Raw genomic sequence first — 24,711 nt, forward strand, 5'->3', positions numbered from 1 at the left:
AACGGGATAGATCCGCCTCGAGCAACAACCAGAAGCTCGTTGCTCTTGCTCAGATAAACGTCATACATGGAATCCTCGCCTTTGTGCGGATGCCCGGTAGTTGCGAGCAACTTCGATTGAGAAGCAGCAGATCCTGATTGGCCGATTATGCCGGACGGCCTTCCAGAAGTCCCCGCAGTGCCTGGCGGGCGACACGCTCGAGAGCTCCAAGCGTCTTCTTCCCTTGCTGGACTGCGCGCAGCAGCTTCCGCGCAATGAACTTCCTGGCCTCGTGGCCACCGCCGTTCGGGAGGTCGCGGCAGGCGCTTTCCAGCGCAACGTTGAGGTTAGCGGTCGTGCGCTCGTCAAACTTCTTCATGAAAATGCCCAATACGAAAAAACAAACATACCGGCAAAGCACCAGGCGCTCGCTGCCCGTGGTGACACCGCCAGGTCCGACAACAGGTCCGCCAGCATGAGCCCGACGACGATTGGCTAGCCAGTTGGGAGCGGCAGTTTTCCCCGCTCTCCCCGTCATTCCCGCGCGGGTCAGCTTAGGGTATTGTTCCCGAATGAGCTCGTCGGACTGGGCGCGGAACAGCGGCGAGGCCCGCCAGCGCAAGATCATCCATATCGATATGGACGCATTCTACGCGTCGGTGGAGCAACGGGACAATCCCGACCTGCGCGGCAAGCCGTTGGCCGTAGGCGGCTCCGCGGAACGCGGCGTCGTGGCCGCAGCGAGTTACGAGGCCCGAAAGTTCGGGGTTCGCTCGGCGATGCCGTCGATCGCCGCGAAGCGTCAGTGTCCGGACCTGATTTTCGTGAAGCCGCGGTTCGAGGTCTACAAGGTCGTCAGCCGGCAGATCCGGGATATTTTCGCCGAGCACACGGAAATCATCGAGCCGCTGTCGTTGGATGAGGCCTATCTCGACGTTACCGAGAACATTCAGAATATCCCACTCGCAACCGAGATCGCGACCGCGATCAGGGCCAGGATCCTTGCCGAAACCGGTCTCACAGCCTCCGCCGGAATCTCGTACAATAAATTCCTGGCGAAGCTCGCCTCCGACCAACGCAAACCCGACGGCCAGTTTGTCATCTCGCCCAAGGTCGGCCCTGCCTTCGTGGAGGAGCTTTCGGTCGGCAAATTCCACGGCATCGGCCCGGCGACGACAGCCAAGTTCAACGCGCTCGGCATCTTCACAGGGCTCGACATCCGCAATCAAACACTCGAATTTTTGAACGCGAACTTCGGCAAATCGGGCACCTATTATTACTGGATCTCGCGCGGCGTCGACGATCGCCCGGTGCAGGCGAACCGGGTCCGGAAGTCGACAGGCGCCGAGAACACATTCTCGGTCGATCTGACCGCGTTCGATGCCCTGGCGGCGGAGCTACAGCCGCTCATCGACAAGATCTGGCGGCATTGCGAAAGCACCGGCGTCCGGGGACGCACAGTGACGCTAAAGGTCAAGTTCTTTGATTTCGAGATCATTACGCGCAGCCGATCCGTATCAGCCCCGGTATCGAGCCGCGCTGACCTCGAGCGTCTGGCCATCGGCCTGCTGCAGCACGAAATGCCCTTCCCGAAGCCCGTCCGCTTACTGGGCGTCTCGCTCTCCGCGCTCCATGACCAAGATCAGGTGGGACCCCAACTGGACCTGCCAATTTGACGCGATCGATGAATGCGGTCGATTTCCTCGTGGTCACGCTGAATGCCGAACCATCACGGCGTGGGACAGGCCGAGCATCGGACCTTCGCCCTGCATATCCCTGCGCCGCACAGTTCAACGGGCCACGAGTTCATGGATGACCGGTCGCAGATTGTCAGACGTAACATCGAGCGTCGCAAGCGTGATCGGCAACTTGAAGCGCCCTGGCCCGGCGCTGCCGGGATTGACGTAGAGCACATTGTTGACCGTATCGACTTTCGGCACATGAGAATGGCCGGAGATGATGATGTCTATGCCGCGCTCAACGGGGTTGATTGGCAGCGTCTTGAGATCGTGCAATACGAAGATCGTCCGGCCCGCAAGCTCTATGAGCTCGGTGTCAGGGTATCCGCCGGCCCAATCGCCGTTGTCGACGTTCCCCCTGATCGCAGTGACCGGCGCGATCCGACGCAGCGCCGTGATGATGCCGGCCTGACCAATGTCACCGCCATGGATGATGTGGTCGACGCCAGCCAGCGCACGCGCCGCTTCCGGCCGCAATAGGCCGTGCGTATCCGAGATGATGCCGACCCTGAACGCTCTGGTGGTCGCCGCGATCGCGGTTTTCGCAGCGGGGGAGTCGATGTTGTTCAAAGGGATCGCCTAGATGGTAATGGTTGTGAAATCCGTCGCAACGCGGCTATTTGGAAAGGTCCGCGATGCCTCCGCCAGGATCTCTTCATCCGGATAGCGTCCGGAGATGTGTGTCAGGACGAGTTGCTTCCTTCGCGCTGGACGGCCAGTTCGTCCATGTCCATCGAGCAAGAAACGTCAACAGCAATAACAAGCTCGAGATCCACCGACACGGAAGTTCCGCCGCCATTGCTTTGTTGAGAGCCGAGATTTCTCGGTCCGGCCGCGCCCGCCGAAATAGCTCCGACGATGAGGATAGCTCCGATTGACATCGCCCAGCGCATCGCCAACACGGGCCAATGTGACACGGATGGCGGAACCATTCAAATCCGCCGTAAGGAAACCCAATCTCCAAGAAATGTGCGTCGCGCTTGTCTATTCGATGCGCCGAGAATTGCGCGCTCAGCGTACGAGAGACGTCGGCCGGACGAGAGCGCATGTATGAATATGACGAGACCGACGTTGATCCGCTCCGCTGTCTATTGCTGATGTGATGACATTTTGGTTTCGCTACCAAGAGGATGGAGCTTCACTGGTGACCCGGATCAGACGCCAGCACAGCCCCACATGAAGAAACGACATAAACTATAGCTATTTCAATATCTTATTTCGAGATCACATCGGGTGAGCCGTCCGTGGCTTTACACTCTTCCGTGTGCGGTTGAACGTGCTTGCCTCCCTGAACGACCATACTAGGAATGGATCGAACCTAAGATTGGTACCTGTGCTGAGGTTGGCCTTCCGACGCCCGCGGAGCTTAACGCGGCCGAATTTGTCCGGGGGCCAACTTCGATTGAACTGGTTCGGGCGATTCTGGACGGTGGCCATGAGCTTGTACACGCACTTCAGAGCTTTTGTTTTCCTTGCCGCTTCGCTTCTTCTGGTTTCGCACCCTGCGTGGGCAACGAAGCGGGTGGCTCTGGTAGTCGGAAATTCGAGCTATCAAAATGCGCCCTTACTTCCGAATCCTGCCAATGATGCCACCGCTATCGCCGCGACACTGAAGAACGCCGGGTTCGATTTGGTGGAATCTCGTATCGACCTGACCTCGAGCGACATGCGGCGGGCACTGAGGGATTTCGCCGATCAAGCTCGCGATGCAGACATCGCCATCGTCTATTATGCAGGTCACGGAATCGAGATCGACGGGACGAATTATCTTATTCCGACGGATGCCAGACTTGAACGCGACACTGATATCTATGACGAGGCCTTCTCGCTCGATCGCGTCCTACTAGCAATCGAGCCCGCGAAGCAGCTGCGCGTCGTGATCGTTGACGCTTGTCGCAACAATCCATTCGCCGACACGATGAAACGAACCGTCGCTTCGCGCGCGATCAGCCGCGGGCTCGCCCGAGTGGAACCCGCGGTATCCAATACGCTGATCGCATTTGCGGCCAAAGCCGGACTGACCGCACTCGATGGCAACAGCAAGAACAGTCCTTACGCGACGGCGCTAGTTAAATATATCGCAAAGCCTGGACTGGACTTGCGCAGGGCTTTCGGCTTCGTCCGGGATGATGTCTTGCAAGCGACAGGCAACCGACAGGAACCTTACGTTTACGGCTCGCTTGGGGGCGACGACGTAGCGCTCGTACCAAAAGCAGAGGAGCAGGTGCCGCCGCCGGTCAGCGCCTCGTCGGAAATTCGTCGCGACTACGAATTGGCTCTGCAACTCGGCAACAAGGCCGCTATGAGCGCGTTCCTCGCCCAGCATCCAGATGGCTACTACGCAAACCTGGCCAAGCTTCAGCTCAACCAGATCGACGCGGAGGACGCGCGCATTGCCGCGACCCGGAAATCGCAGGAAGCGGAGCAGCAGAAAGCTCGGCTTGCATCCCAAGGTGCTCAGCCGGCCGTGCAGGACAAGGCAGCCGCAGATTTCAAGGCCGCGGAGGATGCCCGTATCGCGGCAGAAAGAACAAAGCTGGCAGCGCAGGAACAAGCTGCTGAGGCTGAACGGAATCGGACTGCATCCCAATCGTCAACGGTTGCCATGCTTTCCGCTAATGGAGCCGTCCCCGACGGTGCCAAGCCGGACAATCCTGCACCCGCTGTCCTATCCCCGAATAGCGAGGGCACGAAGGTTTCCGCCTTGAACACGGCGCCGCCGCAGGAGGATCTTGCCAAATCGGTCCAGAGCGAATTGAGCCGGGTTGGGTGTTTCACGGGCTCCATCGACGGTGAATGGAACGCCGCATCGCGTCGCTCCCTGAGCTTGTTCAACCGGCACGCCGGGACCAAATTTGACGTCAAACTCGCAAGCCTCGATGCGCTCGATGCAATCAAGCTGAAACCGGCCCGGGTTTGCCCGTTGATCTGCGAGCACGGATACAAAGCGGACGGCGATCAGTGCCGCAAGGTCACTTGTGCCGAAGGCTCGTTTCTGAACGACGATAACGAATGCGAGAAGCGCCGCGGAAAGAAGCCGCTGGCGAAGCGCAACATGGACGAGCGCCCGTCGCGCGCGGATCGTCCGGTACGCGATATCTCGGAGCCGCAAGCCGATTTCCCCAAGCGAAAGCAAGCGACTGCCAGGCCCGCTGGTGGCAGCGGCCAGATCGTGTGTGATGCTTATCTATGCCGCCCCGTCCGTCATGGGTGTCACCTCGATTACCGTGGCGGCGGAGGTCCCGGCGGCGGTACCGGTAATGTCGAGGTCTGCAACTAGGACAACGTGCACGGCGGCGCTCTCTCGAGACCCTGTACGGGCCGCCGTCTCCTCCGCAATTGAGAATGCTGGCGGCAACGGAACCAAACCGCAGGGCCCCGCACGGCAAGGAGCCGAACACCAGCTCGGCCACAAGAATGTTCATCACATGATTGCGTGGGACGGTTTACTCAATCGTCCGAGTAAGCCGTATCGTCTCAACCGTTTAGCTACTTGATAGAGTATGATTTGATGTCGAACGACCAATTGTTCGTTACCAGTTTTCCGCTGCCGCTGTCCGGCACACGCAGCTGACTGGTCCAATCCGACAGATAGCTCAGCGTATCGGCCGGCCCCTGAAGCTTGCGCTGAACATCTGGCAAATCAAGCAATTCCACGCGTCGCTCGCTCAGGATCGCAACGATCACAGCGGACCCGGCGGGCGGCGCGACGACATACTCAAATCCAAGTTGCTGTGCCGCACGAGTCGGAACAATGAATTGGACACCAGGTCTCACAAGATTCATGTCGCGTTCGACCGACTGTGCCAATAGCTCGGCGGTCGGAAAGATCTGTGACATCCGGCCTTCCGCATCAACATCCACCAGCATCAGATAGCCAGACCTTTTTGCGGTTACGCCGAACGACACCTTGCCGCCAATGTTAACGGTTGGACCCGGTAGGATTTCAAGCAAAACGCTGGCCGCGTTTGCCGGGCCCCGGAGGGCCTGTACATGCCAGAGCAATTGAGTATCTCTCGCGGAAGATGGAAATATCGATGGCAGCGGCGCGGCGCCCGCTATGCCGCTTCCCGCCAGCGAGAGTACCAGCGCGAGCCATGATTGCTTCTGGAAAACCAGCTTCGCTGACGACATGACCTGCAGTCACAGTATTGTCAGGGAACGCTGAAAAAGCCGATAGACGCGATCCGCGCGTCCGCCGGCAGATAGCGCTCCAGACTCTTGATCATCTGCCCCGAGGCACGACGGCGGTTGAGCTGCATCAGGACCGTCTCCAGATCGACCATTCGCTGCAGCGAAGTCACAGCAACAATCTGCTCGGCACCGAACGGCTCGCCCACCCGGAGAGGCAGCCGCAGATTTGCCGATCGCGCCAGTGCGGCGTCAGAACCCACCGGATACAGCATTTGGATAGTTCCGTCGCCGGACACGTTGAACAGCAGCACCGCTCGTGAACCGACGTCGGACAATTCGACCTCGACGGTTTGTCCGCTGCGCTGCTGACGATCATCCGGCCAAATGCGCATCACTTGCGGCGACTGCGTCGCCATGCGCTTAAGCTCCCGAATGGCTGCAGTTCGGTTGACTACCGTCGTCAAGCCGGCAACGTCAACACCATAGGCGACTACATCGCCCCACGCGATGACGTCATGCGACACGGGGTCCCAGATCAAGTCGGGATTATCGGTCGGTTGAACGGCCTGCACACTGGCATCCTGCGGCTTGACGCTGGCGAAATAGTTCATCTTGCCGTCAAGCGCCGCCAAACGGATCGGCGTGGTAAGGCGGAAGGGCGGCAGCGCGGCGCTCGGCGCGGCCGGACTGGCCGCGGCGACGCCGGTTGGAGCGGTTTGTGACGTGGCCGTAACGGCCGGCGGCGCGGAGGTTTGTTTGTCGACGGGCGTGACGGTAGCAGCCTGACCGGAGGCAGCTCTCGCGGCCGCCCCCTGGATCAGCACCACGCCGCGCGTCAATTCGAAGGCGACGTCGGTTTCCGGCCTCTGTGTCGGCGACGATACCGTCACGATGTTCTGGCGTTGGTCGGACAGTTGATAGACCACCTGCCGAACATTGCTGAAAAGCTCCTTCAGCGTCACTTTGCCATCATGATTGATGTCCGCATTGCCCTCCACTGCCCGCGCGACGGCATAACTCAGTGCGCCGCGCAGGCCATCGATCCCGGGGATCCGCACTTCCGGAGCCTTGGTGTTTCGATCGACAGCGGCAATGAATGCAGTGTGGTCGAGATCGAGTTCGGACTTCGGGTCGTCGCTGCTCGACACCGGCTTCAATTCATCAACCAGGAGCGTGTAGCGTGGCACCTGTCGAAAGCTCATCTCTGCCGCACGCGGATCGATGTCCCGCACCATTCCACCGCCGTGGCAGGTATCCGCGACGAAGATCACTTTCGCGCCACGCAATTCGAACTGCCGGATGAAATGGTTGAATTCGCTTCCCAGAATGCGCTCGGCCGATCCGGCCGGAGTGGTCGCGAATTCGGGCAGCAGGAACACGTTCTCCATTCCGTCCGGTTCGGAGCCCTTGACGCGCTCCGGCTCCTGCGTGCCGTGACCTGCGATAGACAGGAAGACGAGATCGTTGCTCTTTGTCCGCTCTACGAGTGAGCTGATCTCACGCAGCACGCTTGCCCGATCCGCCTGTGCATTGGTCAGTTCAACCACATCGCTGACGCCCATGGTCCTCAGGCTGGACACGATGTCATTGGCGTCGGCGACCGCGCCCTTTAATTTGCGTACATGCTGGTAGTCGTCGATGCCGATAACGAGCGCCCGAAGAGCCGCACCGTCGGGATTGCTTATCGACAGCTCACCCGCCGCGTGTGCGCGCTGGAGTGGCAGGCCGATCAACGCTGCGAGCAGGATGGCTGCACACAGCCAACCGGCCCTTTGATCAAAGCCCCTGAGCCTTCGCATCGTGAACCACCTCGATATCAAGCAGGTCCGCCCTGGAACCGCATCGGCGTGGCAGAGCGGCAGGATGCCGTCCGGACCTTCAGAAATCAGCACACAGGCGTTGATCCATGTTCATCTGTAGCCTTAGGGCGACCACAGGTTCAGCGCCGCTTGTTCGCCGTCTTGCGGCCCGTCGGCGCCTCAGTCTCCTGATAGGCGTTTGCGGAAACAGCGGTCTGATCATCTGCGAACGCGCGAAAACGGACCGGAACGTAACCGCGCGCGAGCAGGCTTGCGAGCGGATAGACGTTGCGGCAGACCCTGCCGTTGCAGCCACCCGTCGAGGATTCCATGACCTCCGCCTTGCGATCCGGCGTGAACCGCAGGAACAACATCACGTGGGAACCCGGCTTGTTCAGGGCGTCGCCAGGCTTGAGGTCCCAGGGGTTGGTCACGGGTGCGGCGATCGCGGGGATGGCGGCGGTCGTGTAGTGGACGGAAAGTCCCCATGTGGCGCTGACGAACGCCGAGCAGTCGACGCCCGCCACGTCCGGCCGCGGCTCGTTGCGGGTGCAGACATTGCCCGCAAGCGTCCCGCTTTCGATCCGCTGCCGGAAATTCGCGAGCGAACCATGGCAACCCCAGCAATAGGGCACGCCCCGCACTTCCTGATTTACCTTGCCCTGCAGATACCATGGCCGGCGAACCCGGCTGAAACCGGAGCACTGGCTGTCGGGATCGCTGCCGTAGTTCGCCGGGGTCAGCTTCCACTGAATGCCCTCAAAGGCGAAGGCCGTCTCGATCGCCTGCTGGCGATTGGACGGTCGCACGGCGACGGTTGCATTGAACTTGAAATCCGGCTGCGCCGCCGGCGCGGCCGCCGTGCGCGACGGCCTGACGTCAATGACGGACACTTTCACCAGCGGCCGGAAGCCGACACCAACCACCTCGACACCTTCCGGCTTGGTGCGCAGAAAATAGACATCGCCGTCGCCCGAGATGGTGACGAACCGCCGGGTCACGGGCGTGTTCTCGAGTGGCAACTCGTAGATACCCTCAAGGCGTCCGTTCGCGGCATATCGCGCCACGAATGTGGAGGCATTCTTGCCCGATGGAGGAATGTCCTCGGCGAGCACGTAGAAGCGGTCACTGTTATCGATCTCAAGAAACTCCACGGTGCCGAGTTGGTTGCGGACACGCAGGCCAAGCTGACCTATGGTCTCGTTGGAGACCATGGTCTGGATTTCCACCCGAACGCTGTTATTCCCTTTGTCGGGAATGATATCGGCGATCACCGATCCCTTGCTGCGCGAGGCGATATACTGCCGGTCGGGCTGCCGCGTCGTCCTCACGATAGCCGCACGCGTATTCTGATCGAGCAAGTCGGTCGGGCTGCTCAACGCCTGCGAGCCCATCTGTGCGAAAGCCGAAATGGCGACCTGGTCGTCCGTTCCGCGAGATGAGACCTCCTCCAGCTGAATCACGTCCCCGCCCAGCCCGCGGGTGGACTGTCCTGGTGCTGCCTTCAGCATCCTCACGCCGCCGTCCCAAACCATGATGTCGTCATTGCGAACGACGAGGTCGGTGGGCTGGACATCCCTTGGCATCTTTAGGGTGTCAGGAGCCGCGTTCGGCTGCTTAGGGTCGAACTGCAGAATGCGGCCGTTGATCTGATCAAGCACAAACAGGTTTCCCTGTCCGTCCGCGCTGAGCGCTTGCGGGCCCGCGAGTTCGACGTCTTGGCCGGCCGGGACGATCCCGACCATGGATGCAGCCGAACCGCCGGCAAAGCTTCGCACGACGGCATCGTCGGCCCTTGCCCCGCTAGCGACGATGATCGCGCCGACGATAGAGAGCCAGATCCAGCTAGATCGACGAAGCATATCCGCCTCAATGTAACCGAACCGAATGCAGCGTCAGTCCGACTAATCCAAGACTGCGCGAGTGCAGCATCAATTAGTGGCGAGCAACCCCAATCCCGTTCAACTCTCTCACTGGACGGTGATAGTTCTAATCATTCAGCCTGCAGTGCAAAATCATGGCCAGAAACAGATTTGAGCAAGTCAGCGAAGTCCAGCCCGACGCGATTACTCTGGTTTTAAGGCGCGACGATGGAGGTGCCTCAGGGTCAATCGTGTTGTCGGCCGCTGCAAGCGGGGGACGCCTGAGCAGCGACCAAATCAGCGCCCAAATGCCGGCCCAGGACGCCTTTCGCGGCGCAGTCCGGCTCGCCAATGACATGAAGCTAGCGATCGTGGTTTGCGACCAGGATGGCGTCTGGAAGCCGGAATGGGGAGACCTTTACCAGGCGATCGATTGACCCCACCCGGGCAGCCGCTGCGGCGCCGCATGGAGGCCGGCATGGCAAATGGAGCGTTAAGCGGGCGGTCGTTGAGGTCGCGAGCCTTGATGATCGCCTTGTTGGCCGCAACCAGCTGGCCCGCGCGAGCGAACGATTCCGCGGCCGAATTGTCCATCGGCGGGCTGCAATTCGTTCGCACCAAGGATGTGGCCATGGCGAGCGAGGAGCTTCGCATCGGGCTGCGCAGGGTCAGCGTTCGCTACCAATTCGTCAACCAGGCGAGCAAGCCGGTTGCACTCACTGTCGCCTTTCCGCTGCCCGACATCGATTTGTCCGACGCCGAGAACATCGCTTTTCCATCGAACGATCCGGTCAACTTCGTGGATTTCGAGACCAGGATCGACGGCAACGCGGTGCCGCTGACCATCGACCAGCGCGCCATGGTCGGCAATAAGGATGTCACCGCCCTCCTCCGACAATTTATGCTGCCTCTGCTGCCGCTCGGTTATCGGGATATCCGGATCGCCGACCTGCCGGCGGCAACTCGAACCAAGCTGATCGATGACGGCCTGCTGATGCCTGCCGGCATGAGCGACAACGGTCGCCAGCAATACATGGCTGGCTGGATAACCAAGACTTCGGCCGTTCGCGAGCAGGTGTTTCCGGCGGCGCGCACCGTCATCGTCGAACACCAATATCGCCCGAGCGTCGGTTCCAGCCCTGACACGGTCCTGCGCTCGGGCCTGCGTAGCAGCCCGGCGCTAGCTCCTGAAGTCCAGCGATACAGGAGAGATTATTGCGTTACGGATGCGTTCCTTGCCGAATTGGACAAGCGCACCGGTAACGGCCAGGCCAATACCTCAAAGCTGCAGGAGCGGCGTATTTCCTACGTGCTCAAGACGGGGGCGAATTGGGCGGGTCCAATCCGATCCTTCACATTGACGATCGATCCGGGAAGCGACGACAATCTGGTTAGTTTCTGCCCCGGGCGGCTCAAGCCGTCATCTGCCAACAACTCGCGTCAATTTTCGGCGAGCGACTTCAAGCCGGATGCCGACCTGAAGATCCTGATGATCGGCAAGTTCTGAAGAACGGCTCAGTTCGTGAGCATCACATAGCGAGCGGCCGCAGTCATGGTCACGTTGCCGCGCTGGGCTTCGCTCGTTGCCTGCAGAAAGAATGTGTCGGCGGCCATTGGTCGCGGCTGGCGCAACGAATCCAGAACCCGCGGGGTCGCAACGACCAACAGGAGTTGTGGACCGGTCGTACGCTCCATCGGCAGGGCAAAGGAAAGCGAATCGATGCCCGGCTTCAGGAGATAGGACAGGCTGCGCACCTCGCCGCGATCCGAGATCAAGAGCAGTTCCACCACCCGATTGGCAAAGTTCTCGACGGTCCCACTGAGGGTCTCGCCGGCTTTCAGCTCCGTCGCCGACAGGTTGATGCGCGGCGCACGCGCTTGATCGCTTCCGACCTGACTCAGGAACTTGACGGCCGGACATTGCGCCTGATTGACCTGCCTGACGCCGACCGAAGCCTCAAATCCCTGTTCCTTTCGAAACGCTTTGTCGAACGTATCAAACGGCGCGGTCGTAGCGCCGAAGCCTTCAATGACGGCTGCGCTTGAGCTCACTGCAACAGGTAGGATGAAGAAGCAATCGCCACCCGCATATTGGGCAACATATTTGCGGACGCGCTCGGCTCGACCCGGCCCATCGAGAGACGGAGACGGTGTCACCGCCGGCTGAGGCGGCAACTTCACCGGCTCCTGACGTGCCGGCTGTAGCGGAGCAGCCTCGCTCGGCGGCGCGGGGGTCCCGGCGAGTTTTGGAGGTGGCGGCAAGGCCGCCACGCCCGACGTCTTCCAGACAAATTTATAGAAGCTGTACCCGCCGCCTCCCAGCAGAAGCAGCAGCCCCGCGACGCCGGCGCCGAGCCAGATGCGACGAGGCTTCCGCGTGGTTGGCGGCACCCGCTCCTGCTGCGCAGACGTCCCGGCTTCCAACTTCGCCAATGGATCGAAGCCGTAGAGCGGTGCGGCGGACGAATGAGCCGATGCCGATGGCATCCAGTTGGCGACCTCCGCCATGGTCGGGCGCAAGGCCGGGTCCGGCTGCAGCATCTTCTCGAGCAGCGGCCTGATACGCATGTCCACTGCGCCAAGATCGGGCACACGTCGACGCTTCTCGACCAGTTGAAACTGGCTCCCGCCCATATCGAGCTTCTGTCCGGTCAAGGCATGGAACAGCACGAGGCCAAAGCTGTAGACATCGGACTTCGCGGTGACATCGTTGCCGTACAAGCCGACCTGCTCCGGCGACGCGTAATTGTCCTTGCCGGCGAAGCCGGAACCGATGATGGTCTTGTCACCCATCTGCGTTGACCGGGCGATACCAAAGTCGATGATCTTCGCCCGCCTTACATCATCGAGCGGCACGATGATGTTGTCGGGGGAAACATCGCGATGGACAATACCGTGCTCATGAGCGGCCTGAAGGCCCAATGCGACCCGCTGCGCCAACTTGATCAGCGCTTCGAAGGTCAGCGGTCCATCGTCGAGCATGTTCGACAGCGAGCGCCCGTTCACAAATTCCATCGCGAGGTACGGGCGCTGCAGCACGGGTTCGACCGTGAACAGAAAGTAGCGAACGATTGCTTCATGCGGAAGATTGTGAAGTGCCGCTGCCTCCCGGCGGAACAGCGCAAGTGCCGCTTCATTGTCGACCATGTCGGGCAGCAACATCTTGACCGCAACAGGCGATCCGGTCTGGATCTCGCGGCATCGGTAGACCTCCCCCATGCCGCCCGACCCGATCATCGCTTCGATTTCGTAAATGCCGTTGAGCCGGGTGCCGGCCGGTACACCGCGGTAGTTTGACCGAAATGGACCGTTCGCGGTCATGGTCGCTGCTCCCGATCGAGCGGCGTCCTGGTGGGCTCCGAGGAGCGCGGCACGAGCAATCGCGCGATCACGATCGTAACGTTATCGAGCCCGCCGCGCTCGAGCGCGAGCGCGAGCATGTCTTCGCAGGCTGCCTGAGCAAGTCGACTCGCCGCGTACTGCTGGATCTCGTCATCCTGCACGTGTCGGGTCAAGCCGTCACTGCAAATTACGAAGACGTCTTCCGGTTCAGCCGGACCGGTCACCACCTCGAACTCGGGGTCGGCGACAACGCCGACTGCTCGGGTGATGACACTGTTCGGCCAACCCTGGACCTCTTCGCGCGATAGCGCACCACCGGCGATCAGCTCCTCTAACTCGCTATGATCGTGCGAAACCTGTTTGATGCCGCCGCGATTGATCAGGTATACCCGGCTGTCACCCGCCCATATACAAGCATAATGGCCGTCGCGTATGAGCAGAACTGCCGTTGTGGTCCCGACAATGGCGCCCTGCCTTGCATGGCTGAGTGCCAGGATCTGCTGGTTGGCGCTGAACAGACGCGCCTCGCATTGCGCCAACAGGTCCGCCGCCGAGTCCGGCGCGCCGATGGTATCAAGCGACTGCACCACGATGTTGCTGGCAAGATCGCCAGCCTCGTGACCGCCCATACCATCGGCGACGGCCCATAGGCCGATGTCGGTTCTTACGAGGCATGAATCCTCATTCCGCGCCCGCACCCGTCCGGCGTGAGTGACGCTACCGACATCGAACAGGGACGGGATGTGTACCATCGTGCGTCATCCCGTCCCGGATACTGCGCGGCCGATGTCACCGGTCAGCAGCGTGGAATAGTGAAACGGATCCGGTAATCCGCGGCAACAGAGCGCGGTCGGCGAGAACCCTTCGCCTCCGGCGGTCCACCAGAAACTGGCCGACGCATAGACTTGAGGGTTCGCGCCGCAAAGCGTGCCGAACGAATCGGCGAACCCATCGACCGTCGAAACCATTCCAAGCGTCGCGCCGCTCGATGACACGTTTGACGGTCCATCAGTCCCCGGCGTCCGCAGACGCGGGAGCGCGAGACGATCGAGCGCATCGGAGATCTGCTCGAACGTCGCAGCCCGGTCCAGGGTCGAGAGCAGAAACGTCTCCACTTGGCCAAACCACTCGTCCTGCGGATCGATGTGTGGTGGCGGCAGCGCGGTGTCGCCATCGGGCACCACATGCAGCGTCAACGGATAGTATCGTCCGACGCCGTCAAGCGACGGCATGATCGCTCCTGCGACGGTGGTACCGCAGATTGCGGCGCCAAGCCAGAATCGCCAAATTGGCGCGGTCAGGAATGCTTCCTGCCAGGCGGCGCCGAGTTGATGGCGGCTCGCTGAGATGGCAGCTTGCACCCACGGCTCCCAGGCTTCTAGGAAGCTCCGCGGCGTCGCGATCGCGATGAAATCACGCTTCGCTCCGATCTTGCCGAATAAGCCGCATCGCATGGTCATATTCCGGTCGGGCAACGAAACTCGCGGAGCACTGACAAGTTTAGCGGATTGCGCAACGATCCGGTCGAAATCTGATAGTTGAGCTCACGTCCGGCGACAATGAACGTTGCACTGGCGGTTTCCGCCTTGGCGACCAGCGAGCCGGCCTCCAGCATTCGGAACAATGACCAGGGGCCGATACGCTCAAGGACCGATGGCGAGCCGGTCTCGTTGCTGACCGAAATTGCCGTGCGCGGCGATGGGCCCGGCCAGAGCACCGTAGTCGGTGAATTGCTCTGCTGCGGCGGTGGAGCGGCGGGTTGCGGCGTACCGAACATGGAGGGAGCTGCGGCTGGTCCTGGCGTGGTGGTGGGGCTGGTGATCGTCGTGCCACCGATCTCGGTCTTGACCGTGATGCCCGGTCCGGCCGCAGCCGGCGGCCGGATCGCAAAGGACACCGCCGGCACAGCGCCGCCAGTCTGGAAAAAGGCATCACGGATATAGGCGGCACTCTGGAACTGCTTCAATGTGTCGGGCGAGAACGATCGGCCGACAGGACTCTCCTTTCGCCAAACCCAGTCCGAACGCGACGTATCTGCATAGGGCGCCAGGAATTGAGTGAAAAACTTGTCCATAATGCCGTTCGGGCTGAACAGCTTGGCGAAATCCGCGAGCGGCACTTCCTGACCGCTGCTCCGTACAAACGGATAGCGGTTGGTCACCGTCTGCTGACAGACCGGCGTGACTTGATCGCGCAACGACTGCAGGATCTGACCGGCCGTGGAGGCCGCGATACTGCCTTCGAACTCCGCGGCCGCCGCCCGCAGCATATCGGAAAACGGTGGCGGCATGCGCGAGGCGTTGTTGCGCAGCGCTGCAACCTGGGTCTGAAGCCCCGCCGTTGCCTGCGCCGTCAGTTGCGGATTCTCGACCATCAGCGTCAGATTTTGCGCGATGTCGTTCAGGTTTGCGATTGTCGAGTCGATCGGTCGGCGGGTGCTCTCCCCTTCAAGCACTGCATGGTAGGGTTTGAACTGCGACTCGATCACCGCGCCAGGCGTACCATCCTGGGCATTGTTGAAGAGCGCCGGCGTGGTCACCGCAGGCGGCACGGCTGGCGTGCCTGCGCTCGCCGGCTTCGGGCGCTCCTTGGTCAGCATCGTCTCGTCACGCACCGACTCCAGGATTTGCCGCATCGGCGATGTGGGCGCCGAAAGCGCCCTCAGCACTTCGTATTTCGGCTTGTCCGCGAGCAATTTCTTCAGACGTAGACTACCAAGCGCAGTGCGCCACGTCGTTACGAACTCATTGGAGTAGATGCTGAGCAAATCGCCAGCCAGGTTGTCATACTGCTGGTCAATCGCCGACTGCTGGCCGGCGTCACCCAGGACCCACCGCTCCCGCTTCATGCGCTCTGACAATCCGGGCAGTCGAGCGATGAACTTCTGATTAAAGCCATTGTAGGTGAAGAACTCGGGTACCCGCACGTTGTCCAAGGGCTGTCCGGTCGTGGTTTCGAAGACAACTGCCACGTCCGGACCGCCTCGGCGGCTGACGATCCAGTCGCCGGCGGTCGATCCACGAGCCTCCGACTTCAAGAACTCGTAGGCACGTTGCGACACGCTGAGGCGCGCTAGCGAATTCTGGGCCTGCTTGATCAGCCGGCCGTCGAGCTCGACCAGCGGCGGCTGCTCGGTTTCAAGGTCGAACAGCGCAGCAAGATTTTCATCGAGCAGACGCCGTCCTTCCGCATTGGTCGCGCCGGGATAGAGGTTGTCGGCCCAGTCGCGCTGCATCCAGGAGCGGATGAGCTCGCGGTCTGGGGATTGAAGGCCGCCGAGCATCAGGTAGACCTTCAGCGCCTCATAGACGAAGGCAGGCTCGCCGATCCGCGCATTGAGCTGCTCCTCCAAACGGTAGAGCAAGCGAGGCCTGAACATGCGCTCAAGCGCAGTGTGATAGGCTGCCTTTGCGGGCGACAACAGGCGCGCGTGCTGACTGAGCCCGTAACGCGCCGAGAGTGCTACCGGCTCGTTCCGTGAGGCATAGCCAGCCGGCGCGTTCCGCAGCCGATAAAGGAGCGGCAGCACCTTGTCGAGATCATGGTCGGCAATCAACGTTTGCTTGATCAGCGGCGCACCGGCGGCGGCATACTCGTTGTCCGCCTGCAAGCTCTGCTCGATCAGGTCGGAGTTGCGTTTGTAGCTGGTCAGCCACGCACCGATCAGTCCGATCGCCACCAAACCTATCACCGATAGTGCCGCGGTCTTGAGGATCAAGGCGCGGCGCACCGCGGCACGGTCGGTCGAGACCCAGTCGGCCTCGCCGATGATGACCTTCGAAATCAAATCGGCAAGGAAGTAGCTCTTGCCGGTCCCGGAATAGGCTCCAGCACCGACTTCTTCCGCACCGAATGTACGCGCCAACGATCCGATCAATTGATCGATCGGCGTACCCTGCTGGGTGCCGGACGTGAAATAGAACCCACGCAGATTGGCGTTCACGTGATATCGCGTCGGCTCAAATATCTGGTTGAGGAAATCGTGGATTTGCGGCTTGAGCCGCGCCATCTGCGCCGGGAAGCCAAACAACTGCACCCGGTGCTGCGGGGTCGGCTCGTCCTGCAAGCGGTCGAGCGTTTCCTCGCTCAGGCGCTCCAGCAGGCGATCGAACTCGACCGGGACCTGCCCCACCAGATTTTGGGTCTTGTCGGCGGTCTGGAAGGTGGCGCCCCAGACCTGGCGCCGGCCGGCCTCGCCGAGATAGGCGAAATATTCGGTGAAACCGGCAACGAGATCGGCCTTGGTGAACAGCGCGTAAACCGGGAAGCTCACTTTCAGCCTTTGATGCAGTTCGAGCAGCCGCATCCTGATAGCATCGGCATGCAGCGCGAGTTCCTGCTTCGGCAGCGTCAGCACGTCCTCCAGACTGATCGCGACGAGAACGCCATTGATCGGCTGGCGCGACCGACTTTTTTTCAGGATGTCCAGAAAGGACAGCCAGCTTTCCTTGTCGGCCTTGCTGTTTGAGTCCTGGGTTGTGTAGCGACCGGCGGTATCGATCAGTACCGCTTCCTCGGTGAACCACCAATCGCAGTACCGGGTGCCGCCGACTCCGGCGATCGCCGCCGGCGTTGCCCCTCGCGCGAGCGGAAACTTGAGCCCCGAATTGACCAGCGCGGTGGTCTTTCCCGCACCGGGCGGACCGATGATGACGTACCAGGGCAGATCGTAGAGATACCCGGACTTGTTGCCGCTTGTGGTCTTGAGCGTTGCGAGCGCATCCTTCATGCGCTCCTTGAGCACCGGCTCGTCGCTGACAGCCTGGTCCGCACCGCTGACGCCGTCGGCGATCTCCTTAGCATTCTTGCGTCGCTTGAAGAAATGAAGACCGGTGACGCCTGCCGCCGCAGCGCCGAGCAGCAGGATCGCGATCTGGCGAATGATGTGATTCTCCAGCGGATGCCAGTCGCCGAAAGCAAGGAAGGGACCGGCAAGGTAGATCACCGCCCCAAGCGAGCTGAGCCCGACTCCATAGAGAACGATGCGTAGAATGTCCTTGGCGAGCATATTTGCCGGTACCTGTCGCTTACGCGTGAACTTGTGGCGTCCGCCTATTCGCTACGTTCGATGAAGATTTCGACCCGTCGGTTTTTGGACCGTCCCTCCGGTGTCGAATTGCTGGCAATCGGTGAATCCGATCCCTTGCCGTCGACGTCGATGCGCGAACCATCCGCGAGGCCGGGTTTCAGCGCGGCGGCAACCGCCTTGGCGCGCTCGAGCGACAATTCGAAATTCGAGGGGAAACGGACGGTGCGGATCGGCGAGCTGTCGGTATGGCCAACCACTCGGATGCGGCCGGGCTCCTTGTCGAGCGTCACCGCAACGCGGGCCGCGATCGGCCTGAAGCCATCCAGGATGGTTGCCTGGCCCGAGGCAAACAATGCGAGATCGCAGACCCTGATCACGATGAAGCTCGCCGTCTGATCCGCCGTCATGGCGCACGCCGTCTTCTCCTGTGCAAGCGCGTTGCGAATGCGCTGCAGCTGGGTAATGCGATCTGGGGGTGGCGGCGGCGGTGGAGGCGGCGGCGGCGCAACGACGCGGCGCTTGAGCTCGATTGGATCGCCGGGATGCAATGCCAGCGCGACTTCGGCGGCATTCTCTGCACGGCCAGCCAGCAATGTCCTCAGCACAAAATAGGATCCCGTCAGCAGCGCGGCGACCACGGCCGCCACCAGCCAAACCGGAATGCGCAGGTGCTTCCGCCGACCGGCCAAGGCCTGGCCGCGCCAGTGCGGCGACAAATCGTTGGTCGGCTTGGGGCGAACCCGGCGCAACGTCTCATAGAGGTTGCGCTGGATCACCTGGAGGTTCGCAAGCCCGCCTGGCGAGGTCCGGTGGATGCCCTGGAACCCGAGCGCAAGGCAGGCGTGCTGGAGTTCGAGCACCGGATAATTGACCAGCGGATCAGCCTTCAAATGATCGAGAATCTCGAAGAAGCGTACGCCGCCGACGCGTTCGCCGAAGAACCGGCTGAGCATCGAGTATTGCGCCCAGACGTGCCGATCGTCGGTCGGAATGTGTTGCACGATATCGTCGGCGGTAGCGCACAGGATATACTTCGCGGTATTGGCCTGGTGTTCAGAAATGCCGGCCGAGCGGATATCCTTCTCGAAGAACTTGATGGCGTCGGCGACCTGCTCCATTAGGCTCGCGAATGACGCCCTCATCAGCGCTACTCGCAGCCGACCAAGCAACTGCAGCAAGGGGCCGCCAGCGCGCATCACCGGATTGGCGTTTGGCGCGACCAGATCATCGACACGCAAGGGCGGTCCGGGCGGCAAGATCGGTTGCTGCGCCGGAACCTGCGTCGGTGTCGAAATCCATTCCTCCGAGGGCTGACTGGTCGGCGGGGCGGCGTAGCTTGCGCCCTGCGGTACGGGAGAAAGTGAGGGCGGCGAAGGGCTACCCGGCGAGGCCACGGGCGATGGCGAGTACGCCGGACGGCTTGCAGGCCCCTCCCCTGCAGGAGGTTGAGGAGCCGGAGCAGGCGGCACCTTCCCGCCGGGGTTCGGACGGATGATGGTCCGCTCGCCCCGACCGAAAGGATTAACCGGCTTGTCCCTGTCGGTCATGGCCGCTCTTCCAGGATGGCCCAAAGGTACAACTCAAGCTCCGGCCAGTCGCCGGAGAAATGCATCCCGATCGAGGCAGCTGTACTGAACTCCGGCCACAGCGGCGACTTGCGATCGAGATAGAAATAGACGTGGTCTGTGATGGCTCGGATGTGCGGTGGCGGCGTCGGCAAATGCACCAAGGTCAAACCCGGCAGGTTTGCGTGTACGATCTCGGTCATCTTGGTGTTGGGCCCGACCTTGAACAGGTGCGGGAATTCATTCTGAATCTCGACGAGAGGCCGCCGCGCGGCAACCTCCAGAACCAAGGTAGCATTTCGGAACAACGCGCGATCACGGATCGGCGATACAAATGCGTTCTGGGCGCGTTCGATGATCTCCAGACGGATCGCCCGCCTGCCCAGCCGCGCGCTTAGGAAATCCTGGATGTCGCGCACCAGCGGCGTGAAGACGTATTCGAGGTTGTCGTGATCGTATGCCGGGTAGTCCCGCGCACGTCGTTCGGTGGTCGCGAAAGTCGCAAGCTCACCGGCAAACCTCAGCAGTTCTTCGTACAGCCGCTCGGGATGTACGCTGCCGGACCGCTTGAAATGAGTTAGCACGGGAATGATCCGGTTCAGAACCTGCAGCACCAGGTAATCGACGCTCTGCAAGCCGCCGCCGGACGATGGATCGACCGCGTAGCGTGCAAGCTCGTCGAGTTTGGTCTCAACCCAGCCAATGATGCGATTGAGCCAACCATCGATAACCGGATGTGCGGCGCAGACCAGCATCGGCGGCACAAATTTGTCGTCGAACAGGATGTTCTTGTCGCGCACCTCGAGGATGCGGGCGATGCCGAGACCCATGTATCCCGGCTTGCTGGTTTTGCGCAGCTCGAACGACAGCCGCGGATAGACGATATCGATCTCTTCTTCGATGCGCAGCGCCGAGGTTGAATCGATAAACGTTTCGGAACTCCGAACGTAACGACTTGCGCTGTCAGTGCGATCCTCATCCACCTCCCGCGTATTGGGCGCTGCGACCGGCATCATCAGCCAGACGATCTGGCCTGCGGCCGAATCCGGCACTTCGATCGCTTCCGGGATCGGACTGTCGGCAGGGATATCGAAAGGCGTTCCATCGGGCATGACGCCGGCCGCACGGCGCACGGCGAATTTGCTCTGCTGAGTAAGATCGTTGTCGATCTCGAGCTGCGCAAAGCCCCATGGGTACGGTGTTGTGTAACGAACGCGCTTTTCCAGCAGATGCTCGATATAGCGATCGCCCTGCTGCAGATGATGCGGCCGCAGAAACAGACCTTCCGACCAGAAAACTTTGCTGTACCAGGACATTCCTGCATCCACTTGGCAATGATCGGCGACGGCATCGTCACCGACAGTTCACTTTGACCCCGACTTGTCTGCGCGGTCGTAATATTCAGAGAAATGAAGCATGAAAGTATCGATCGGCGCGCTTTCGTCGCGACCGAGATGCGCCTTCCAGCGCGTCAAGAATTCATCCCACAACTTACTCTTGTTCGAGCCGAAAAAGGATCTTGCGCCGCGCTGAAGCTCAAGCTCGCGCGCCACCAGCGTTGGATCGATACTGGCGATCAGCCCCCCGACGGCATGCTGCATTGCCGCATAGGTCTTCAATTGATGGGATTTGAGATCTTTGAAGCCCTGCGCGAAGGCATGCGGCGCATCGAGGTAACTGCGCGTCGGCGGCCCGAACAGGATACGCATCGCGTCTTCCGCGGTCGGCGAGAATTTCAGCGGATTGTTCTCGATAGCCTGGATGGTGGTTTGACTGGTGCTGCGCGTCAGTTGCTTGGCCTGGGTCCGCGCCTGCAGCAGGGCCATCAAATTTTCCACGGTCATGCGCAGTATGATGCCCAGCTGCTCCGCGAGTTCGGCCTCGGTCTTGTCGGCAAAGAAATTCTCCGGCAGTCCGGCAGCACGGGCCACCAGGCGTGCGAATTCGGGATTGCCGATCAAGGTGGCCGAAGCCGGTACCGGCTCGGCCACCTGCGGCCGCGGCGCTCCCGCGTGGCCTGCCGGTGGCGCCGACGGTGGCGGGACAGCTGCTTCATCGTCGACCCAGACCAATGGTCGGCGCGGCGTCGGCATCGCGCGCAGCACGTCGACCGGCGGTTGAGACGTGGCGACCGGACCGGCTGCCCAGCTCATGTCGTCGTGCGAAGGCGGCTCTCGTTGAGGCATCTGGGGCGAATGCCGGACGGGGTCGACGCCCGCCGGCGGAACGCTCGCCGCCCAGTCCAGGAACTCCGCATTGACGGGCCGCGCTGCTTCGCGCGGCTTTCTCAACTGCTGGGGGTCGATTGGCGGCGGCACGTCGCGGCCGGGAGCCCACAGCTCGTGGTAATCGGCGTGCTGCTGCGCGAGAGAAGCTTGCTGCTGCGTGCCATGGCTCGGAGTGCCCTCGGCACGCTCGTCCAGGTCCAGCGAAACACCAATGACATAGTGGCCGATGACGAGGCGATCGCCATTGCGTAGCCGATGCGCTCCCCGCATGCGCTGGTCTGCGCCGTTAAGAAAGGTGCCGTTGGTCGAGACGTCGTGCAACCAGTAGCCGCCGTCGCGATAATGGACCTCACAATGCTTTCCCGAAATCATCCGAGACGGATCGGGCAAAGTCCAATCGAGATGACGATCGCGGCCTATATCGACCGAGCGCTGGCCGGTGACCGTAAATGAAACGGGTCCGCCATCGCGGAGGTTGGGCTCGTTCTCGATGTTGAAGCGAAGCACCATCACATCGTCTCGTCAGCGCAGAGGGCGCGGTTCGCCGCGGGCCAATTGAATACCATCCTCCAGGCAGGCCGTCATTATCCGGTCCCTAGACTCATTGGTAAGCCGGCAAAGTCCGATCAAAAGAGCCGCGCGAACCGCCCGCGCCGTCTGATCCGGCTTGGCTTCGACCGGGGCAAATTCCGCAGGGACGACGCTCCCGCCAGACCAGCCCGCCGCCAGCGCCAGCCAGGTCGCCGGCTGCTCGGGATCGTTGGCGTTGCCGACCGCCAACGCCTTGTTACGCGATTGCTCGTCTGGCTGCTGGACCCAGGTCTCGGCAAAGCTGAGTGACCTGCCTTCGTTGCCGTCGAAGTTGTCGAACATCTGCCGCAGCGAGCGACATCCCCAGGCGACGGCCACGCGCCTGGGGAGCAGATACGCGCAGAAGGATACAGCCTGGTGCCAGTTGCCTGCATCAGCGACCTCCTGCAGGAAATCCAACGAGAACTTGTCCGGGGTGGCGCTGCCGACGTCGTATCGCGCCAGCGGATAGGCTTCAAACAGATCGCGGACTGTGCTGAACCGAACTTGACCCATGGCCGTCAGCCGACAATGGTTGGTGTGCCGTGGGCAACCAACGGGCCGCCGGCCGCGAGCGCCATGGCGGCCTGCGCGGTCATGGTGATGGTCGGTGCGTTGATGACGATTCCGGCGGGGGACAGGATGATTTGGCTGGGACCAACCTGGAGGGTGATGTTGACATTGGCAGTGAGGGTGATGTTCAGCCCCGCGTTGACGGACTGATCCATCGCCAGCTTGATGTGCTGACCACCCAATTCGATATCAAGCTTGTCATTGCCGTTCTTGAGTGTGGTCTTGCGGGTATCGCCGCCGAACGCGGCTTCACCGATGGTCCTGGTCTCGGTGTCGCGGACCGTTACGTCGTAGTCCTTTTCGGCGTGCAGGGTGATCTTCTCGGACCCTTTCTTGTCCTCAAAGTTCCATTCGTTGTAACCGCCCCCTCCCTTGGTCGAGTCGGACTTCAACCCCGCGATCGTCTTCTTGGACGGTAGATCGTAGGGCAGCTTGTATTCATCGTTATACACCGTGCCGATCACCAAGGGCCGGTCGGGGTCTCCTTCCAGGAATTCCACGACGACTTCCTGGCCGACGCGCGGGATGATCTGACCGCCCCAGCGCTTGCCGGACCAGACTTGGGCCACGCGCAACCGGCACGACCGCTTCTTCTTTCGATCCCAGAAAAAGCGAACATAGATTTCGCCCAACGACTCGACGTCGATTTCCTCGCTCGAATTGTCGTCCTTGGTGACGACCTTGGCCGTCTGGATACCGTTGATCCTCGGCTTCGGCGTCATCATGGGAGATCGAAACGGCCGATCGCTTGGCAGAAATTCATAGCTGCCGAAGTAGACGTGCTGTCCGCCGTCGCCGGGACCGCCAGTGCGGTAGGACTCGATGGAAAACGAGTGAGCTGCTCGTACGACGAGATATTCAACGTTCTGCGAGTCTCTCGAATGCTTCTCGAGCTTGGTTAGTCCTCCCGGGAACAGGTTGACGGCGTCGCCGTTGCCGCGGCGGCGCCGATCCATCGCCTGCTCGGCCTGGAGCTGAATCTTGGCGTATCGCTCGCCGTCGGATTTCTCCTTGAACTTGCCGGGATAGTCGTAGAACTCCATCTCGGATCGCGTGTAGTGCTCAGAACCCTTGGCGTCGCTGATCATCTGCGCGTTGGGTTTCTGGTAGTTGTAGTCGTTGAGCTCGAACTTGCCGGTACGAAATCTGCGCTCGGAAACCCATTCATAAATATGCTGCTCCTCGCGGCGGTCGGATCCGGTCAGCGGGACATAAGGGATCTTTGCGAGACCGTTGATTGGGCTGTGCGAGGACTTGGAGTCAGCCAGCACCAGCGTATGCTTGCCACCCTCATGCTTGAAAAAGTAGTAGATGCCGTGCTGCTCCATCAGCCGGCATACAAAATCCAGATCGGTCTCGCGATACTGAACGCAGTACTCGAGCTTTGGACATGAGCCTTCTTCAGTAAGCTTGGACTCGTAATCCGTGAAGCCGCGCTCGTTGAAGACCTCCTTGATGATGTCAGGCGCCTTCTTGTCCTGAAAAATCCTGCAATCGGTGGTACGCGACAGCAGCCATAACCAGGGTCTCAGCACGATCCGGTAGTTGAAATAGTCGTTCTTGACCCCGAGCCACTGCGCTTCCGTGAGAATGCCGCTAAACTCGCGCTCCTTCCCGTGCAACTTGATCGTAAGCGTGCACTGCTGGCCGATCGCGCGATCAAAGTCGAGATCGGCGTCCTCGCTGAAGCACTCGATACGATGTTCGAACAGTTCACTCAGACCTTCAGAGGACTCGAACCTGACAAAAACCAGAACGTCCTTGCCAAGGGGGGTCTTGAGCTCGCAAAGGCGGGTATCCTGGGTAAGCTGGCCCATGTGGGCGTTAAACTCCTTGGTTGACCGCACGATCCGCGCAACCGGCGCATCAGGTCGTCAAGCACGAAACAACC

General features: G+C 61.1%; 19 protein-coding genes and 1 pseudogene. 4 read left to right on the forward strand and 16 right to left on the reverse strand.

The window, feature by feature from the left end:
- Nucleotides 1-145 precede the first annotated feature (145 nt).
- On the reverse strand, nt 146-358 hold the full coding sequence (locus tag ACE103_RS34640) for a hypothetical protein (RefSeq protein WP_375776679.1): 213 nt from the start codon (nt 356-358) through the stop codon (nt 146-148).
- A 193-nt stretch (nt 359-551) separates the two neighbouring features.
- Between ACE103_RS34640 and dinB the strand changes: the two genes are divergently transcribed.
- The gene (gene dinB / locus ACE103_RS34645) at nt 552-1,655 is read left to right on the forward strand and encodes a DNA polymerase IV (RefSeq protein ID WP_375781246.1); all 1,104 of its coding nucleotides are present in this window, start codon (nt 552-554) and stop codon (nt 1,653-1,655) included.
- A 114-nt stretch (nt 1,656-1,769) separates the two neighbouring features.
- Here dinB and ACE103_RS34650 read toward each other — a convergent pair whose 3' ends face one another.
- The 3 genes and pseudogenes from ACE103_RS34650 to ACE103_RS34660 all read right to left on the reverse strand — a co-directional run bounded on the left by ACE103_RS34650 (nt 1,770) and on the right by ACE103_RS34660 (nt 2,650).
- A complete protein-coding gene (locus tag ACE103_RS34650) occupies nt 1,770-2,288 on the reverse strand; it encodes a metallophosphoesterase family protein (RefSeq protein ID WP_375776680.1) in 519 nt (172 codons plus the stop codon).
- A 9-nt stretch (nt 2,289-2,297) separates the two neighbouring features.
- Nucleotides 2,298-2,414 (reverse strand): annotated as a pseudogene (locus ACE103_RS34655) (ribonuclease Z); the annotation flags it as partial.
- A complete protein-coding gene (locus ACE103_RS34660) occupies nt 2,402-2,650 on the reverse strand; it encodes a DUF1194 domain-containing protein (protein ID WP_375776681.1) in 249 nt (82 codons plus the stop codon). The pseudogene ACE103_RS34655 and the gene ACE103_RS34660, both read right to left, overlap by 13 nt.
- Nucleotides 2,651-3,153: 503 nt before the next feature.
- On the opposite strand from ACE103_RS34660, the gene ACE103_RS34665 reads away from it, so the two are divergent.
- Complete coding sequence (locus tag ACE103_RS34665; protein ID WP_375776682.1) at nt 3,154-4,998, forward strand: caspase domain-containing protein; 1,845 nt, start codon at nt 3,154-3,156, stop codon at nt 4,996-4,998.
- A 209-nt stretch (nt 4,999-5,207) separates the two neighbouring features.
- Here ACE103_RS34665 and ACE103_RS34670 read toward each other — a convergent pair whose 3' ends face one another.
- From ACE103_RS34670 to ACE103_RS34680, 3 genes are all read right to left on the reverse strand, one after another.
- Entirely contained in the window at nt 5,208-5,852 is a 645-nt protein-coding gene (locus ACE103_RS34670) for a DUF4384 domain-containing protein (RefSeq protein WP_375776683.1), read from the reverse strand.
- A gap of 20 nt (nt 5,853-5,872) precedes the next feature.
- Nucleotides 5,873-7,651, reverse strand: coding sequence for a caspase domain-containing protein (locus ACE103_RS34675; protein ID WP_375781247.1), 1,779 nt, complete (start codon nt 7,649-7,651; stop codon nt 5,873-5,875).
- A gap of 140 nt (nt 7,652-7,791) precedes the next feature.
- Nucleotides 7,792-9,513: a hypothetical protein gene (locus ACE103_RS34680; RefSeq protein WP_375776684.1), complete on the reverse strand. Its 1,722-nt coding sequence runs from the start codon at nt 9,511-9,513 to the stop codon at nt 7,792-7,794.
- 155 nt (nt 9,514-9,668) lie between these two features.
- On the opposite strand from ACE103_RS34680, the gene ACE103_RS34685 reads away from it, so the two are divergent.
- Complete coding sequence (locus tag ACE103_RS34685; RefSeq protein ID WP_375776685.1) at nt 9,669-9,950, forward strand: hypothetical protein; 282 nt, start codon at nt 9,669-9,671, stop codon at nt 9,948-9,950.
- 89 nt (nt 9,951-10,039) lie between these two features.
- Complete coding sequence (locus ACE103_RS34690) at nt 10,040-11,020, forward strand: DUF4424 domain-containing protein (RefSeq protein WP_375776686.1); 981 nt, start codon at nt 10,040-10,042, stop codon at nt 11,018-11,020.
- Nucleotides 11,021-11,028: 8 nt separating this feature from the next.
- Here the strand turns inward: ACE103_RS34690 and ACE103_RS34695 are convergent, their stop codons facing one another.
- The 9 genes from ACE103_RS34695 to ACE103_RS34735 form a co-directional block, all read right to left on the reverse strand.
- Entirely contained in the window at nt 11,029-12,834 is a 1,806-nt protein-coding gene (locus ACE103_RS34695) for a serine/threonine-protein kinase (protein ID WP_375776687.1), read from the reverse strand.
- On the reverse strand, nt 12,831-13,607 hold the full coding sequence (locus ACE103_RS34700) for a PP2C family protein-serine/threonine phosphatase (RefSeq protein ID WP_375776688.1): 777 nt from the start codon (nt 13,605-13,607) through the stop codon (nt 12,831-12,833). Before ACE103_RS34700 ends, ACE103_RS34695 begins: the two co-directional genes overlap by 4 nt.
- 6 nt (nt 13,608-13,613) lie before the next feature.
- A complete protein-coding gene (gene tagF, locus ACE103_RS34705; RefSeq protein WP_223975677.1) occupies nt 13,614-14,315 on the reverse strand; it encodes a type VI secretion system-associated protein TagF in 702 nt (233 codons plus the stop codon).
- A complete protein-coding gene (tssM, locus tag ACE103_RS34710) occupies nt 14,312-17,863 on the reverse strand; it encodes a type VI secretion system membrane subunit TssM (protein ID WP_375776689.1) in 3,552 nt (1,183 codons plus the stop codon). The genes tagF and tssM overlap by 4 nt, the downstream gene beginning before the upstream one ends.
- A gap of 44 nt (nt 17,864-17,907) precedes the next feature.
- Entirely contained in the window at nt 17,908-19,140 is a 1,233-nt protein-coding gene (gene tssL / locus ACE103_RS34715; protein ID WP_375776690.1) for a type VI secretion system protein TssL, long form, read from the reverse strand.
- Between the two features lie 287 nt (nt 19,141-19,427).
- Nucleotides 19,428-20,765: a type VI secretion system baseplate subunit TssK gene (gene tssK, locus ACE103_RS34720; RefSeq protein ID WP_375776691.1), complete on the reverse strand. Its 1,338-nt coding sequence runs from the start codon at nt 20,763-20,765 to the stop codon at nt 19,428-19,430.
- Between the two features lie 48 nt (nt 20,766-20,813).
- Nucleotides 20,814-22,187: a type VI secretion system-associated FHA domain protein TagH gene (gene tagH, locus ACE103_RS34725; protein ID WP_375776692.1), complete on the reverse strand. Its 1,374-nt coding sequence runs from the start codon at nt 22,185-22,187 to the stop codon at nt 20,814-20,816.
- A 12-nt stretch (nt 22,188-22,199) separates the two neighbouring features.
- A complete protein-coding gene (locus ACE103_RS34730) occupies nt 22,200-22,763 on the reverse strand; it encodes a DUF6931 family protein (RefSeq protein WP_375776693.1) in 564 nt (187 codons plus the stop codon).
- 5 nt (nt 22,764-22,768) lie between these two features.
- Nucleotides 22,769-24,637, reverse strand: coding sequence for a type VI secretion system Vgr family protein (locus ACE103_RS34735; protein WP_375776694.1), 1,869 nt, complete (start codon nt 24,635-24,637; stop codon nt 22,769-22,771).
- Nucleotides 24,638-24,711 lie beyond the last annotated feature (74 nt).

This window comes from Bradyrhizobium sp. ma5 (assembly GCF_042258955.1).
GTDB lineage: Bacteria > Pseudomonadota > Alphaproteobacteria > Rhizobiales > Xanthobacteraceae > Bradyrhizobium.

Coding starts and splice junctions, on each gene's coding strand:
- dinB (WP_375781246.1), top strand. CDS start 552: ATGAGCTCGTCGGACTGGGCGCGGAACAGCGGCGAGGCCCGCCAGCGC.
- ACE103_RS34670 (WP_375776683.1), bottom strand. CDS start 5,852: ATGTCGTCAGCGAAGCTGGTTTTCCAGAAGCAATCATGGCTCGCGCTG.
- ACE103_RS34685 (WP_375776685.1), top strand. CDS start 9,669: ATGGCCAGAAACAGATTTGAGCAAGTCAGCGAAGTCCAGCCCGACGCG.
- ACE103_RS34640 (WP_375776679.1), bottom strand. CDS start 358: ATGAAGAAGTTTGACGAGCGCACGACCGCTAACCTCAACGTTGCGCTG.
- ACE103_RS34695 (WP_375776687.1), bottom strand. CDS start 12,834: ATGACCGCGAACGGTCCATTTCGGTCAAACTACCGCGGTGTACCGGCC.
- ACE103_RS34680 (WP_375776684.1), bottom strand. CDS start 9,513: ATGCTTCGTCGATCTAGCTGGATCTGGCTCTCTATCGTCGGCGCGATC.
- ACE103_RS34675 (WP_375781247.1), bottom strand. CDS start 7,651: ATGCGAAGGCTCAGGGGCTTTGATCAAAGGGCCGGTTGGCTGTGTGCA.
- tagH (WP_375776692.1), bottom strand. CDS start 22,187: ATGGTGCTTCGCTTCAACATCGAGAACGAGCCCAACCTCCGCGATGGC.
- tssK (WP_375776691.1), bottom strand. CDS start 20,765: ATGTCCTGGTACAGCAAAGTTTTCTGGTCGGAAGGTCTGTTTCTGCGG.
- ACE103_RS34735 (WP_375776694.1), bottom strand. CDS start 24,637: ATGGGCCAGCTTACCCAGGATACCCGCCTTTGCGAGCTCAAGACCCCC.
- ACE103_RS34665 (WP_375776682.1), top strand. CDS start 3,154: ATGAGCTTGTACACGCACTTCAGAGCTTTTGTTTTCCTTGCCGCTTCG.
- ACE103_RS34660 (WP_375776681.1), bottom strand. CDS start 2,650: ATGGTTCCGCCATCCGTGTCACATTGGCCCGTGTTGGCGATGCGCTGG.
- ACE103_RS34700 (WP_375776688.1), bottom strand. CDS start 13,607: ATGGTACACATCCCGTCCCTGTTCGATGTCGGTAGCGTCACTCACGCC.
- tssM (WP_375776689.1), bottom strand. CDS start 17,863: ATGCTCGCCAAGGACATTCTACGCATCGTTCTCTATGGAGTCGGGCTC.
- ACE103_RS34730 (WP_375776693.1), bottom strand. CDS start 22,763: ATGGGTCAAGTTCGGTTCAGCACAGTCCGCGATCTGTTTGAAGCCTAT.
- tagF (WP_223975677.1), bottom strand. CDS start 14,315: ATGACCATGCGATGCGGCTTATTCGGCAAGATCGGAGCGAAGCGTGAT.
- ACE103_RS34690 (WP_375776686.1), top strand. CDS start 10,040: ATGATCGCCTTGTTGGCCGCAACCAGCTGGCCCGCGCGAGCGAACGAT.